This window comes from Dokdonia pacifica (assembly GCF_900188275.1).
Classification (GTDB): domain Bacteria; phylum Bacteroidota; class Bacteroidia; order Flavobacteriales; family Flavobacteriaceae; genus Dokdonia; species Dokdonia pacifica.
Genome location: NZ_FZNY01000001.1, coordinates 1,361,119 through 1,375,795, shown reverse-complemented (window position 1 = coordinate 1,375,795; position 14,677 = coordinate 1,361,119). Strand labels below are relative to the sequence as shown.

Here is a 14,677-nt window from a genome sequence, read left to right as displayed (position 1 = left end):
AGTAGAAGGTTAACAGCAAGCCTAAAATAATTTTTTTTTTCGAGACTATGTTAACCTTTTTAAAATGACTTTCATAAAGATGTGGAATCAACAACTACTCATTATGAAATATATCTCTCTAATACTTGTGATGATTGCATTATTATACAGCTCACAAGCAGAAGCACAACTCTTTAAAAAAATCAAAAACAAGGTAGAACGAAAAATTGAACAAAAAGTCGACCAACAAGTTGACAAAGAAATAGATGATGTTTTTGATGGAGACAAGAAAAAAAAGAAAAAACGTAAAAAAAAGAAAAAAGACGCTTCAAATTCTGAAACAGAAGACACCACAGAAAATGAAATTGAAACCACTCCAGAAGTAGGTTTTAAAGCCTACTCTAAATATGATTTTATCCCTGGAGAAAAGCTAGTTGCTTATGAAGATTTCTCTAGCGATGTTGTAGGAGATTTACCTCAAAAATGGAATACCAACTTAAGCTCTGAAGTGGTTACTATAAATACAACACCTGGAAACTGGATGCGCATTGGGAAAGGAGTGGGTATATATGTATTTTCAGAAATACCAAGTAATATCCCAGAAGATTTTACATTAGAATTTGATATTATTTATGACTTTAAACCCGATTCCTGGGCATTTAAAAGACATTTAAATATCCTATTATCAGATCTAGCAGATCCCAATACATATATGGGAAAACACAACCAAGGGAAGCACTATGCTAAAGTAGGTCTTGCAGTAGGTAGTGGTAGTGGAAGAGGTGTTTTCTTCACAAAAAAAACGCCTAATAAAGGCTTGAATATGACGAGTAAGAGTTATCCTATTTCTTTTACAAAAGAAGGAACTCCATATGAAATTACACATATTTCTATTCTTAAAAAAGGAACCCGTATAAAGGTATATTCCAATGAAGAAAAAGTCATAGACATTCCTAGAGCTACAGAATCAGATATCTTATTTAAAACCATTCGTTTTGAATCTGAAATCACTACTGAAAATGAGCATTTTTACCTCAATAACATCAAGTTTGCAACAGGGGTTAATAGTTCCGATCGTTTATTTGAAAGTGGAAGCTATCAAGCACATGGAATCACTTTTGATAGTGGATCTGCAAGTATTAAAGCATCATCATATGCAACCTTAAAGCAAATTGCTCAAGCAATGAAAGCAAATCCAGACAAATCTTATAAGATTATTGGACACACAGATAATGATGGTAGTGATAGTGTTAATATTCCTTTATCAGAAAATAGGGCCATTGCCGTTCAAAAAATATTAAAGAAAGAATTTGGAATAGATTCTTCAAGACTTCAAACTCTTGGAAAAGGATCATCAGAGCCACTTTCTGATGAAAATACCGTAACTGCCAAAGCTCAAAATAGACGTGTAGAAATCGTTCAATTATAATATCAGAATTGCCATCTCTAAATGGGGACTAATTACGCTACTATATGAATGTATATAAGTTTTAAGAACCGCTTATGTATATAGTAACCTTATCTCACTAAAACACCCCATTTTTTGTTTGTTTGCGCCTTTAATTAGGCGCAAACATTAACAAAATAAAACTCAACATATGAAAACCACAAGCTATATATACATCCTATTATTTACAATCTCCTTACTTAGTAGTAACAGTTGTAAACAACAAGAACAAAAACAGTCTATTCGTGTATCAACAAATAGTTTAAAAGCAGCTGTAAATGGAAAATCATATAACGCTATTCACGTTACTGGTTTTATTTCTACAATACCTAACACATTGCTACTTACTGGAGCAATGGGTACAGGGGAAGATATACAGTTAATTCTCCCTCAAGAAGTAACTCCTGGAACTTATAAATTTGAGGATCTTCTCGTTCAAGGAAAATATCAGGAAAACGAAGAGCTTGCAGGATTTGCAACTCGTGGCTCTGTCACTATTACGACACATGATATAGGAAACAAACATATAGAAGGAACTTTCTATTTTACGACAAAGCCTATTCTTCAAGGGAATCCTTCTTTTGATATTACTGAAGGGAATTTTAAAATTACATATTAGAAATGATCAGACTTATGATAAAATCTCCATAAGAGTTGTCACTCCTTGCATTTTTGCATGATCATAAGCTGTATGTCCACGCTCATCTTTGTGGTTTTTATCGGCGCCTTTTTCTATGAGTAATTTTGCAATCTCAGATTGCGCAAAAGTAGCGGCATAAATAAGTGCTGTTGCATTATTAAAATTAATAGCATTTACATCTGCCCCAGCATCTATAAGGAGTCTTGCAATTTCTGGATATCCTTTAAAGCACACCCCCATTAAAGGTGTATTTCCTGATCCGTCTTTTGCATTTACATCTGGTTTGTGCTTCAGTATTACTTCCGAAATATCTTTATGTCCATAATACGTTGCTAACAATAGAGGAGTTGATCCTCTAGGGTCTTTTATATCAACTAGCTCTGGATGTGCATTCAATATTTTTGAGACCGTCTCTAGGTCTGCAGAACGAATGGCATCAAATAGTGAATTATTCATGGGTTTAAGATATAAAAAAACAAGGGAATTTAGCGCCCTTTTTCTACAACAAGCTTATTTTCTCAAAAATTCATAAATTACTATCTAAGGCCTTATAAAATTGTCAGATTACTATTAAAACGGGTATTTTCAAACTCATTCTTTATGTATTCTTAGTTGAAACAACCCTATCTTTTTTATTTATAAAGCGTAAAATAGTACATTTAAAGTCTATGAAAACACTCAGTATATTTTTTATTGCTAGCCTTACATTTTTTCAAGGTACGGCACAAGATTATTATTTTCCTGAACGCAATGCCAATTGGGAGGAAATTACTCCTAAAGAAGCGGGTATTGACTCAGAAGGTCTTGTTGATGTAATCGCTTTCGCGAAAGCGAACGAATATTCAGGCTCTAGAGACCTGCGTATTGCTATTTTAGAAGGGTTTAGACGCGAACCATTTCACCAAATTTTAGGCCCTACAAAAAAACGTGGTGGCCCTGCTGGAATGATTCTAAAAAATGGAAAGCTCGTAGCGCAATGGGGAGATACAGAACGCGTAGATATGACTTTTTCTGTGACGAAAAGCTTCTTGTCTACTATGGCTGGTCTCGCTATTGATAAAAACCTTATTGCTAGTGTAGATGATCCTGTAAAAAAATATCTCTGGGACGGTACATTTGATGGACGTCATAATTCTCAAATTACATGGCGTCATTTATTACAACAAAATAGTGCCTGGCAAGGAATTTTATGGGGTGGAAAAGATTGGGCAGATCGCCCACCTAGAGAAGGTGATCTAGATGACTGGCAGTATGCAGCACCCAAAACTCCTGGCACTGTCATGGAGTATAATGACGTACGTGTAAATGTACTATCATATAGTCTTTTAAATGTGTGGCGCAAACCCCTACCTCAAGTTTTAAAAGAGGAAATTATGGATAAAATAGGAGCTTCTACTGCTTGGAGATGGCATGGTTATGAAGATGCGTGGGTAGAGGTAGATGGTATCCAAATGAAATCTGTTACTGGTGGCGGACACAGTGGTGCAGGATTATTTATTAGTGCTAAAGATATGGCGCGGTTTGGGTTATTATTTTTAAATGATGGGGTTTGGAATACCGAACGTTTGATCTCTTCAGAATGGATACAAGATGCGATAGCACCCTCTAAGCCTAATGTAAATTATGGCTTTATGTGGTGGCTTAATAAGAAAGGACCTAGACATTGGGAGCAGGTAGGCGAAGATGTATACTATGCTGCTGGGTTTGGAGGAAATTTTATTATTGTAGATCGTGCTCATGATCTTGTGGTTGTTACACGATGGTTAGAGCCTAGCAAAATAGGTGAGTTTATGGCTAAACTTACAAAAACATTATAATGGATGAGATATATAAAGCTTCTTCTTAAAGGCATTGGTTATGTCTTACTTATCCCGATTAGCTATATTATTATATCGCTAATTCTCACATACATTCCTGTGGGAGACGAAATAGAAGAAGCTCAAAAAAATAATACCATCTATTTAACTACGAATGGTGTACATAGTGATGTAATTTTACCTAAAACGCTTATGATCCCCGAGCTTCTTAAAGGGCAAAAATACCATCCTAAAGAACAGTATTTTGCCTATGGTTGGGGAGAAGAAAACTTTTTTTTAAATACCCCTACTTGGGGAGAACTCAAATTCTCTACTGCATTTAGAGCGGCCTTTTTAGAAAGTAGTACCCTAATGCATGTTACTAGATACCGCACAAAAAGAGAGCGTTGGATTGCAGTTCAGATTACTGAAAAACAACTTCAAAAACTTAATACATATATTCTCCAAACTTTTGATGAAAATGATACTGGAAAACAACTTATAGAAGGAGCTTCCTATACTCCAGATAGAGATAATTTTTATAAAGCCCATGGCAATTATATGTTTTATAAAACCTGTAATAGTTGGACCAATACTGCTCTTAAAGAAAGTGATATGAAAGCAAGTTTATGGACACCTTTTGACTTTGGAGTTTTGAGATGGTATGAGGAGTAATTATTACTATTCTAAAAACACCTTCTCCATAAACTTCAAAATCAAAGGCTTCATCAAATCTGGCCGTCCCCACGCAATCTCGTGACCTGTATTAGGCGTTGTAATAATTTCTATATCCGGAAAAACTTCTTTAGTATACTGTATGTTTTCATAAGGAACAATATCATCTATATCTCCATGAATGTGTAAAACAGGAACAGTTACGGCACTCCAATCATTTGCTATAAGAGCGAGTTCTTGCGCATGTACTGTTTTTTCATCTCCCGCAACACGATATCCTGTAGGGCACAACCAACGCGTAATCCACCATTGTGTAAACTTAGATTGCCAAATTTTCTTTTCATTATTTGGATCGATGGCTGGAGAGATCATCACAACTCCTTTTACACGAGGATTTTCATATGCAAGTCTTGCAGCAAGTGGTCCTCCATAAGAAGAACCTATAGCAATCACATTCTCAAGATCATAATGATCTAAGAGATTACTCATTACTTTAGCTTGTGTATCTATAGAAGTCATGGCATCTCCAAAATTTGAATAGCCATATCCTGGTCTGTCTACAGCATGAATCCTTGCTTTTTTTACAAAGGCTGTATCATTTAAATAGCCATTCCATGCAGACAAAGAACTCGGTGAACCGTGAAAAAAAATAATATTAATATCTGACTTTGATTGTTTGATGTGTTGTACACGAATTTTTAAATCCATGCTATCAATCTCAAAATAACTAATCTCTGTAGGAATTTCTTTTTCTGCAAAATACGCTTGAATTTCTGCATCATTAGATCGCCACTGCAACACAGTGCAAGACGTAAATCCATTTAAAATAGAAAAACCAAGCAGTATATAAAAAGCAGCACTTTTCATTCTTAGATGGCATTAAGTATCGTCGCCGCTTGTTCTAATGTTTCGTCGGTTTTAGCAAAACAAAAACGTAACATTTTAAAATCTTCTTGATCCAGATTAAAAACAGACGTAGGTATAGAAGCTATCCCTTTTTCTTTAATAAGCCTTTCGGCGAAAGCTACATCATGTTCATCAGTAATAGCGCTATAATCCAATAATTGAAAATACGTTCCTGAAGAAGGTGTCATCTTAAATCTAGACTCTTTAATCAGCTCTAAAAACAAATCTCTTTTACGTTGGTAAAATGCGCCTAATTCTAAATAATGATTGGGTGTTTTTAAATAGTGAGCAAAGGCTTTTTGTGTAGGGTGGTGTACAGAAAAAACAGCAAATTGGTGTACTTTTTGAAATTCATTCATTAAATGCTTAGGCGCTGCAGCATATCCCATTTTCCACCCTGTATTATGAAATGTTTTTCCAAAAGAAGCTGTTATAAAAGCTCTCTCTGCCAGTTTAGGGTATTTAGCAACACTCTCATGTACTATCCTATCAAAAACAATATGTTCATACACCTCATCGCTCAGTAATATGATATTGGTTCCTTCTAAAATAGCTTGTAGCGCTAACATATCTTCTTTCGTCAATACAGTACCCGTTGGATTATGAGGTGTATTAATAATAAGCATTTTTGTTGCTGGCGTAATCGCTTGTTTAACTATTTCCCAATCTACTTTATAGTCTGGAGCCTTAAGTTGTATGGGCACTACCTTACCTCCATTTACTAATATAGCAGGCTCATAAGAGTCATACGCAGGTTTTAGTACAATAACCTCATCATTCACATGTACAAATGCAGAGATTGCTGTATAAATGGCTTGTGTTGCTCCTACCGTTACTGTAATTTCTGTTTCTGGATGATAATCGCTTTTATAAAGCGTATTAAGTTTTAAAGCTATTTGTTCTCTAAGGCTATACACACCTTGCATAGGTGCATATTGATTATGGCCAGAAGCCATTGCCTCAGTAACTAGTGCATGTAATTTGGGATCGGTATCAAAACCTGGGAATCCTTGAGAGAGATTAATAGCATTATGTGCATGTGCCATCTGCCCCATCACACTAAAAATAGAGTTGGTTACCTCGGGTAATTTGGAAGTGTTTTTCATAGTATATTCTCTTTCAATGGAAAGCGCAGACCACTTACACTGTCTCTATTATAAGCCTGACCTTACTTTTTTATAGCTGCTGCCACTTTTTCTAACTCTGCATACCAAGCGTCTCCAAACTTACGGACAAGCGCATCTTTCGTAAACTTATAAACTGGTACTTGTAGTTCTTTTCCTAGTGTACATGCATCATCACAAATAGGCCATCTGTGATAATTTACCGCAGAAAACGAACTGTATTTTTGAACACGAACAGGATATAGATGACACGATATAGGCTTTTTGAAATCTACTTTTCCAGCATTGTATGCATCTTCTATTCCACAACTCGCAAATCCTTTGTCATTAAAAGTCACATAGGCACACTCAGCACCATTCACTAAAGTAGTTTCTAATTCTCCTAAATCTGTCACAATAGAAGTTCCTTGTTGCTCTATTGCTGCAATACCTTCTGGTCTCAAAAAAGGTTTTACATCATCATAAATAGTCTTTAGTATCTCAACCTCTTCTTTTTCTAATGGAGCTCCAGCTTCACCAGCTATACAACATTCTCCCTTGCATGCATTGAGATTGCAAACAAAATCTTTTTCTATAATATCTTCGGAAACGATGGTATTTTTAAGCTGAAACATATCACAAAGATACCTCGAAAAGTATGAGCTATAAAATATCCGTATTAAGATTTAAAAAACAGCTATTAGTTATATCAATACATCTTTATTCAAAATATGGTTATAGAAATAAATATGGTTGTATACGCTTTCGCGAAAGCGTATAAATTCACATAAATTTTACCTTAATTTCATATGGAATATACAAGTAAGATCCTATAATTTGTAGTAATTTTACCGCGCATTTTAAACCATCAGGTTATGGATTTTAATTTTAAAGAAATAACAGCGGCAACTATGATCCTATTTGCCGTTATTGATATTGTAGGGAATATTCCTATTGTGATCAAACTGCGTAAAAAAGCAGGGCATATTCAAAGCGCTAAAGCATCTATTATAGCTTTAGTGATTATGATTGCTTTTGTTTTTTTAGGAGAAAGCATCTTGAATGTGATAGGTGTTGAAGTAAATGAATTTGCCGTGGCGGGTTCTTTTATCTTATTTTTTATTGCCTTAGAGATGATTCTAGGTATTACATTATTTAAGGATGAAGAGGTGAGTCCTAAAACAGTAACGGTATTTCCGCTAGCGTTTCCATTACTTGCAGGTCCTGGAAGTTTAACATCACTTGTAGCCTTACGTGCAGAGTATAAGATTGAAAATATAATTGTGGCTATTGCTATTAATATTTTACTCATATATATTGTCTTAAAAACCTCTAGACATATTGAAAAATTTATGGGTAAAAATGGAATTGCTGTGATTCAAAAAGTTTTTGGTGTAATTTTGCTAGCTATTGCCGTAAAATTATTTACATCAAATATTCAGGAATTATTTAAATAGAACATATGCGTATTGCCATCCCAGTATTTATAGCACTTGCAGCAATCTTACTTATTTATAATGTAACACAGGTTAATTTTGATGCTCCTTTTCAAGGAGATAGCTCTGTAGCTCTTATAGGTATTTTAGGAAGTACTTGTGCCATTATATTGCTTCTTATTTTACAACTCTCTAGAAAGATTGCAAAAAAGCAAAAGGAGCAAAGACGAAGTGCTAAATAAGTTTTGTGAAAACCTTAAAATAAATAAATAAGCTCAGGCTTATATATTTCTAAACCTATACCTACCATTAATGTAATAATAGATAAGATGGTAAAGATTTTATGTAGTTTTTGGTAGAGTAGGTTACGTTTTAGTTTTTGTTTTAATTTATCATCATCAAGTTTATTCATTTCTTCAATGACCGTTTCTGCTGAAAGATAAAATGGACTTACAGAGATCCCATTAGAGATAAATAACTTAGCACTGTTATCTAGTAATCTAAAGATAACAGCGATAATAAATACAAATACTGATGCAATTATAACCATATATAATATATCCCCTAATTAATTGGTACTTATACTAACAACCTTTTGGATAATCGCATCATCTTGATTAACCATTTGTTCAAAAGCATTGTTCCCAAAGAGCTGTTTTGCCATAGTGGCTTTTAGGTATCTTTTATAAACGTCCCTGTATTTTTTTGCTCTTAAATTAATTCCCCTTAATTGTGCGTAAGATATAAAATCTTCTACAATTGTATCTGATATTATAATTTCATTTTGAAATTTCTCTATTGAAAGGGTATTATAATACGGACGATCTTTTTCTAACTCTTCAAAAATAAACATACGCATATATCCAGATCTGAGTAAATAATTAAGGTGTTCTATCTCATAATCAGTATTTTTAGGAACAAAGACATCGGGTATAATACCTCCTCCACCGTATACGACTTTCCCTAATGGGGTTTTAAATTTAAGAGAGTCGGCTACTTTAATACTATCTGCACTTCGTAATTCGCCATTTTCATAACGCTCTAAATAATCTTCAAAATAGTCTTTATTTCCTAACTCATAGGGTTTTTGGATAGATCTACCTGTGGGAGTATAGTATCTCGCTATGGTAAGACGTACAGCACTACCATCACCCAAGGCCATTTCTCGTTGCACAAGCCCCTTCCCGAAGGAACGTCTTCCAATAATGAGTCCTTTGTCATTATCTTGTAATGCTCCAGCAACAATTTCACTAGCAGAAGCTGAGTTTTCATTAATCAAAATAAACACTTCTCCATCTTCAAAAATACCTCCTCGATTTGAGTATGTTTTATTAATCTTTCCTGTTTTATTTTTAGTAAATAAGATGAGTTTATTTTTTTCTAGGAATTCATCGGCTATTGCCTCTGCACTAGAGACGTATCCGCCAGGGTTATCTCTTAAGTCTAATGCTAGTTGTGTAGCTCCTTGTGATTTAAGCTCTTTTAATGCTTTTTTAAATTCGTCATAGGTAGATTCGGCAAATCTATTGATCTTAATATATCCTAATTGGTCTGTAAGCATATAATTTGCAATGACACTTGATATAGGAACAACATCTCTTTTTACTCGATATGAAATAAGCTCATCTTCACCTTGTCTTTTTATTTTTAGATTTACAGAAGTATCGATACGTCCTTTTAAAATTTTAGATAAAGAGTCGTCATCCATTGCTTTTCCTGAAAGCGGAATGCCATCTGCAGATACAATACGATCTCCGCCTTGTATTCCTACTTTAGCACTAGGTCCTCCTTCTATAGCTTGTATAACAGCAACAGAATCTTGGTAAGGGTAGAAACTTATACCTATCCCTACAAAATCACCCTTCATATTTTCTTCAATCTCTTTTAATTCTTCTGGAGGAATATATGTAGAGTGAGGATCTAGGTTATCTAAAATTCCATTTACAGTTACTTCTACAATACTATCTGTATTTACAGTATCTACATACTCATAGTCTATATAATCTATGAGTTTATTAAGTTTTTCTTTTTTACTGTTTGAACTAAAAAAAGCGGTATCGGAAGAAGTACCAAAGTTTAAAAAACTACCTAGCACAATTCCAAAAACGATTCCTAAGCTAAAAAGGATGGGTACGTATTTCTTTTTTAATTTCATTAATCTTCTAAATTTGAAAGATGTACTATCTCAACGCCTGCTTTTTCTAAAAATTTCACACCGCTCTGATCTTTATAACCTTCTTTAAAAACAACGCGATTTATTCCAGCTTGATGAATAAGCTTACTGCATTCTTTACAAGGACTTAATGTAATGTATAACGTAGCTCCTTTACAAGATTGTGTAGATGATGCTACTTTTAAAATTGCATTTGCTTCGGCGTGTAAAACATACCACTTTGTATATCCTTCTTCATCTTCACAAAAATTCTCAAATCCTGTAGGCGTTCCATTATAGCCATCAGATATGATCATTTTATCTTTTACAATAATTGCGCCAACTTGTTTACGCTCACAGTAAGATAGTTTTCCCCATTCGCGCGCCATTCTTAGATAGGCGATATCGTATTTATGTTGCTTTAAACCCATGTATTTATTATGCGGGTATACGCTTTCGCGAAAGCGTATAAATAACCAAACCCAATTTATAACTACTAAAGTAAGTGCCTCTTACGGGATACGCAACCGATTATTAAATATTTAACGCAAATAATGCATTTCTAAAAATAGGAATTGCAACCCCAATCACAATAGCAGAAATGACCATGACCCAATCTCTTAATGAAAAACGGAACAAAAACTGGCCTACAAAGCTCATAATGAGCACTAAAAGTACTATAATAATTTGAGATGCTTCTATACCCAATGTATATTCTAATAGGGGTATAAATTTATTCTCTGTACTAGCGGTCATCATTTTAAAATACGTAGAAAACCCAAAACCGTGAATAAGCCCAAAAAACAATGTACTAATAAAGTAAACCCCCACTTGTTCTTTTCTTCCCTTTTTCCCTGCTGTAAAAATGTTATATAGGGCTGTAATTAGAATCGTCACAGGAATTAGAAACTCTATAAGGGTTGTATTAATTTTGACAACTTCATATGCAGAAAGACTAAGCGATATGGTATGTCCTACGGTAAAAATAGTTACTAACGATAATAATCTTTTCCAGTTAGAAAAAGTGTATGGAACGGTTAAAACTATAATAAAAAGAATGTGGTCATAGGCATTCCAATCAAGTACATGGAAAAGTCCTTCTTTAAAATAAAACCAAAAAGTATCCATCAAAAATATATTAGGGGGTTTTCCAAATGTACAAATTAAAAATGATGCAATAATAGCTATATTTGCGACTTAATTATAAAGATAAAACTATGTCTATTTCAGATTTGTATGATAGCGGTTTCCGCAAGCGTAATGAAGATCATTTTGCAGCTATGGTACGTATTGCAATGAGTGATACCATCATCACTGAAGATGAAAAAAAATTCCTAGATAGAACAGCTCGTAATCTCGATATTTCAGAAGAAGATTACAAAGCCATATTAAAAGATTATAAAACTCATAAAATCAATCCTCCTATTACATATGAAAGCCGTTTAGAACGTCTTTTTGACTTAGGAAGAATGGTTTATGCAGATCATGAGCTTGGAGATAAGCAAACTATCATGCTAGAAAGACTTGCTGTAGGTTTAGGATTTACAGTAAATAATGTAAAGTATGTTGTAGACAAAGCATTGTCTCTTGTGAGTGAAGGTGTAGATCTAGATACTTTTAAGGAAGAAATCAAATTAATGAATCGTTAATAACACTATCATATTTCATAAAAAAGGCGACAAATTTGTCGCCTTTTTTATTATTTCACACTTTCTTGAGTTTTCTTATTCTTATAGCGATGCAATAATCGATCTATTGTTTTAAATAAAACTTCCGAATTTACAGGTTTTGTCAAGTATGCATTCATTCCACTTTCTTTAGCCGCCTCTCTTTCTTCTTCTGTAGTACGAGCAGTTAAAGCAATAATAGGAATTTTCTTTATTTTCTTATCTGTATGGTTTCGAATTCGTAATGCAGCGTCATATCCGTCCATAACAGGCATGGTCAAATCCATCAAAACAAGATCATATTGATATTTTTCAAGAAAAAGCACTACTTGCTCTCCGTTTTTTGCAATATCTAAACTATAACTGCCTTCATCTGCAAATAATCGCATCATGAGAAGCTGATTTACTTCTATATCTTCCCCTAATAGAATACGATATTTTTTCTTTTTTGCACCTCCGCTTTTTCTATCTATTTTTCTAGTAATCGATACTTCTTTTTCTTCTTTTTGATCATGAGAAACACCCATATAAATCGTAAACTTAAATATAGAGCCTTCACCTTCTACACTTTCTACTTCAAGATCACTATCCATTAATTGGGTAAGCTGTTTTACAATACTAAGTCCTAATCCAGAACCGCCAAACAAACCTCGTTTTTCTAATTGCGTAAAACTTTCAAAAATAGTAGTAAGGTGTTCTTTAGGAATCCCTATACCTGTATCTTTAATTTCAAAAGTTACTGGAATACGACGCATATTACGTGAGTTTGTTGATACACGTAGCATAACAGTACCTTGATGTGTATACTTTAAAGCATTTTCCAGTAAATTAATTAAAATTTGATTTAATCTAAGTTGATCTCCAATCAGGAAACGAGGAAGGTTTGCTCCTATATCAGCAACAAATTTCAAGCGTTTTTCTTCAGCTTGAAGTTCATACGTTTTTACAAGTGACTCTGTAAATTTTTTAAAATTAAATCGCTTATTCTTGATTTCTAGCCTTCCTGCTTCTATTTTTGAAATATCTAAAAGATCATCTACGATAGAGACTAAGTTTTTAGAAGACTCTTTAATAATACTTATTAAGTCTAATTGCTCTCTATCTACACTTGTATTTTCAAGTACACTTAAAAATCCTAGGATACTATTGAGAGGCGTTCTAATTTCATGGCTAACATTTGCTAAAAACTTGTTCTTAAATCCTCTTTGAACATTTAGCTCATGATTCAATTCTTGCGTAATATTAAAGTTTATAATAGATTCATTACGCACTTGTTTTATTTGATGTACCGTTTTATAATGATCAGTAAGGTCTTCTATAAATAATACAATTTGTTTTTTTTCAGAATCGACTACTGTCCTTATATCATAAAAGCAAGTTTTACCTTTTACCTCCATCTGTACACAATAGAACTTTTGTTCGTTTCTCTTATCTTCAAAAAGAGATGAAATAACGTGAAAGAAGGGGTGAAAATCAGTAATATCAGAATCTCTCTTTATGTAAAATAAAGAGTTATCCGTCTCTAAAACTCGATTTGTATTATCTAAAATAAGTATTTGAGTGGTCTTCTCTAAAAAATCTTGTCTGAGCTTATCAAGCATTCTCAAGTAATTGTGCTGCTACATTTTGAAACAGCAATTCAACATTTTCTCCAGTCTTAGCACTAGAAAGATAAGAATGCTGAATATCTTGTGCTTTTAAATCATTTAAAATCACTTCAGAATCGACCAAATCCACTTTATTACCGATAATGTGCACAGAAACATGAGGGAATTTCTCTTTTAGATGCTCTAAGTTATATTTTATATCACTATAAGTAACTGGCCTAGAGGCATCAAAAACATATATAAAGCTAGACGCTCCCATAAGATATGAGGGTCTATATTTAGTAAAATCGTCTGTTCCTTCAACATCCCATATCACTAAAGTAACGCTTTCTTTTTCTAAATGCACTTCCTTTTTCATGATATGAACTCCGATAGTAACGGTATAACTTTCTGAAAAGGTATTTTCTACAAAACGTCTAAGAAGTGAAGACTTTCCTACGCCAAAATGTCCTAACAGTACAACTTTTTTAGATACGCTCATCTGTAAAATATGATTTTAATTTTTTGGTAAAAGTTTCTGGGTTTTCTAAATCGCTTTTGTTTACAACAAATTGTGCAAAATCTAATAGCACATCTTCTAGTTTATCTTTATAATCATCGTCATAAATACCCGTAATAACTACTGCAATATAATAATTTGAAAAGTTTTGAAGGTGAATTGTAAATAATTCATAATCTATTCTTTCCAATTCCATCTCTCCTTGGTTATAGGCATCTTCTACAAAGCTTTTGATAGCCGTTAACATGCCCGCTAACATATCTTCATCAAGAGTAGGTCTTTTAGCATAATTAGCTTTAAGCAATCCTGATCCTTTTTCAATGATCATAATTTGCTCAATTCTTGCTTTATACTGTTCATACATTAATGCGGCAGCATCAATATTGTTATCCTTTCCTGAAAACCAATTTCTAAATGAAAATGTTTTATTAAGCCTTTTATTAATATCTTCATTAAGCTTTTTAATCTCAGCTTGAACATATTTTTTAATCATTTTACCCATTACTGGGTATAGTGCTTCGGCTACTGCTTCTTGAGATTTTTTTATTTCTGTCTTAAGAGTTTCTGTAATTACAGGTCCTAGCGCTTTAGGCATATTTTCGACAAAATCATCCATACGTTCATCAAGTATTGGAGTTACTCTATCAGAAAGGTTATCTTGTCTTGATTTTAATTTTTCAATCTTAAGCACAAGGTCTTTGTCAAACTCACGCTCTTCTGTAAGTAAGATTTCCTTTAAAATCTCGAGTCTTTCCTTAGAGTCCATGACA

18 protein-coding genes are annotated in these 14,677 nt (G+C 33.6%); 7 read left to right on the top strand and 11 right to left on the bottom strand.

What is annotated here, in order from left to right; translation table 11 throughout:
* Positions 1-64: 64 nt before the first annotated feature.
* On the top strand, positions 65-1,408 hold the full coding sequence (locus CHB80_RS06170) for an OmpA family protein (protein ID WP_089370538.1): 1,344 nt from the start codon (positions 65-67) through the stop codon (positions 1,406-1,408).
* Positions 1,409-1,577: 169 nt separating this feature from the next.
* Entirely contained in the window at positions 1,578-2,045 is a 468-nt protein-coding gene (locus tag CHB80_RS06165) for a DUF6252 family protein (RefSeq protein WP_089370537.1), read from the top strand.
* 12 nt (positions 2,046-2,057) lie between these two features.
* On the opposite strand, the gene CHB80_RS06160 is transcribed toward CHB80_RS06165, so the two are convergent.
* A complete protein-coding gene (locus tag CHB80_RS06160; protein ID WP_089370536.1) occupies positions 2,058-2,522 on the bottom strand; it encodes an ankyrin repeat domain-containing protein in 465 nt (154 codons plus the stop codon).
* Between the two features lie 212 nt (positions 2,523-2,734).
* Between CHB80_RS06160 and CHB80_RS06155 the strand changes: the two genes are divergently transcribed.
* Positions 2,735-3,883, top strand: coding sequence for a serine hydrolase domain-containing protein (locus CHB80_RS06155; protein WP_089370535.1), 1,149 nt, complete (start codon positions 2,735-2,737; stop codon positions 3,881-3,883).
* Between the two features lie 3 nt (positions 3,884-3,886).
* A complete protein-coding gene (locus CHB80_RS06150) occupies positions 3,887-4,537 on the top strand; it encodes a DUF2459 domain-containing protein (protein ID WP_089370534.1) in 651 nt (216 codons plus the stop codon).
* A 6-nt stretch (positions 4,538-4,543) separates the two neighbouring features.
* Here CHB80_RS06150 and CHB80_RS06145 read toward each other — a convergent pair whose 3' ends face one another.
* From CHB80_RS06145 to CHB80_RS06135, 3 genes are all read right to left on the bottom strand, one after another.
* Entirely contained in the window at positions 4,544-5,404 is an 861-nt protein-coding gene (locus CHB80_RS06145) for an alpha/beta fold hydrolase (RefSeq protein ID WP_089370533.1), read from the bottom strand.
* 2 nt (positions 5,405-5,406) lie between these two features.
* Positions 5,407-6,549, bottom strand: coding sequence for a methionine aminotransferase (locus CHB80_RS06140; protein WP_089370532.1), 1,143 nt, complete (start codon positions 6,547-6,549; stop codon positions 5,407-5,409).
* 62 nt (positions 6,550-6,611) lie between these two features.
* The gene (locus CHB80_RS06135; RefSeq protein WP_089370531.1) at positions 6,612-7,181 is read right to left on the bottom strand and encodes a DUF3109 family protein; all 570 of its coding nucleotides are present in this window, start codon (positions 7,179-7,181) and stop codon (positions 6,612-6,614) included.
* Between the two features lie 240 nt (positions 7,182-7,421).
* Here CHB80_RS06135 and CHB80_RS06130 point away from each other — a divergent pair, with 240 nt between their 5' ends.
* Together CHB80_RS06130 and CHB80_RS06125 are read left to right on the top strand one after the other, a co-directional pair.
* The gene (locus tag CHB80_RS06130; RefSeq protein ID WP_089370530.1) at positions 7,422-8,003 is read left to right on the top strand and encodes a MarC family protein; all 582 of its coding nucleotides are present in this window, start codon (positions 7,422-7,424) and stop codon (positions 8,001-8,003) included.
* 5 nt (positions 8,004-8,008) lie between these two features.
* Positions 8,009-8,224: a hypothetical protein gene (locus CHB80_RS06125; protein ID WP_089370529.1), complete on the top strand. Its 216-nt coding sequence runs from the start codon at positions 8,009-8,011 to the stop codon at positions 8,222-8,224.
* A gap of 14 nt (positions 8,225-8,238) precedes the next feature.
* On the opposite strand, the gene CHB80_RS06120 is transcribed toward CHB80_RS06125, so the two are convergent.
* The 4 genes from CHB80_RS06120 to CHB80_RS06105 form a co-directional block, all read right to left on the bottom strand.
* Entirely contained in the window at positions 8,239-8,532 is a 294-nt protein-coding gene (locus CHB80_RS06120; protein ID WP_089370528.1) for a hypothetical protein, read from the bottom strand.
* An 18-nt stretch (positions 8,533-8,550) separates the two neighbouring features.
* Entirely contained in the window at positions 8,551-10,137 is a 1,587-nt protein-coding gene (locus CHB80_RS06115) for a S41 family peptidase (protein WP_089370527.1), read from the bottom strand.
* Entirely contained in the window at positions 10,137-10,565 is a 429-nt protein-coding gene (locus CHB80_RS06110) for a deoxycytidylate deaminase (protein WP_089370526.1), read from the bottom strand. The genes CHB80_RS06115 and CHB80_RS06110 overlap by 1 nt, the downstream gene beginning before the upstream one ends.
* A gap of 103 nt (positions 10,566-10,668) precedes the next feature.
* Positions 10,669-11,262, bottom strand: a complete 594-nt coding sequence (locus CHB80_RS06105; protein ID WP_089370525.1) for a HupE/UreJ family protein — start codon at positions 11,260-11,262, stop codon at positions 10,669-10,671.
* 89 nt (positions 11,263-11,351) lie between these two features.
* On the opposite strand from CHB80_RS06105, the gene CHB80_RS06100 reads away from it, so the two are divergent.
* The gene (locus tag CHB80_RS06100) at positions 11,352-11,783 is read left to right on the top strand and encodes a tellurite resistance TerB family protein (protein WP_089370524.1); all 432 of its coding nucleotides are present in this window, start codon (positions 11,352-11,354) and stop codon (positions 11,781-11,783) included.
* A 50-nt stretch (positions 11,784-11,833) separates the two neighbouring features.
* Here the strand turns inward: CHB80_RS06100 and CHB80_RS06095 are convergent, their stop codons facing one another.
* From CHB80_RS06095 to CHB80_RS06085, 3 genes are read right to left on the bottom strand one after another with little or no spacing between them, the layout of a single operon-like run.
* Positions 11,834-13,402: an ATP-binding protein gene (locus tag CHB80_RS06095; protein WP_089370523.1), complete on the bottom strand. Its 1,569-nt coding sequence runs from the start codon at positions 13,400-13,402 to the stop codon at positions 11,834-11,836.
* Positions 13,395-13,889, bottom strand: coding sequence for a Rab family GTPase (locus tag CHB80_RS06090; RefSeq protein WP_089370522.1), 495 nt, complete (start codon positions 13,887-13,889; stop codon positions 13,395-13,397). The genes CHB80_RS06095 and CHB80_RS06090 overlap by 8 nt, the downstream gene beginning before the upstream one ends.
* Complete coding sequence (locus CHB80_RS06085) at positions 13,876-14,673, bottom strand: cell envelope biogenesis protein OmpA (protein WP_089370521.1); 798 nt, start codon at positions 14,671-14,673, stop codon at positions 13,876-13,878. Before CHB80_RS06085 ends, CHB80_RS06090 begins: the two co-directional genes overlap by 14 nt.
* Between the last annotated feature and the right edge of the window lie 4 nt (positions 14,674-14,677).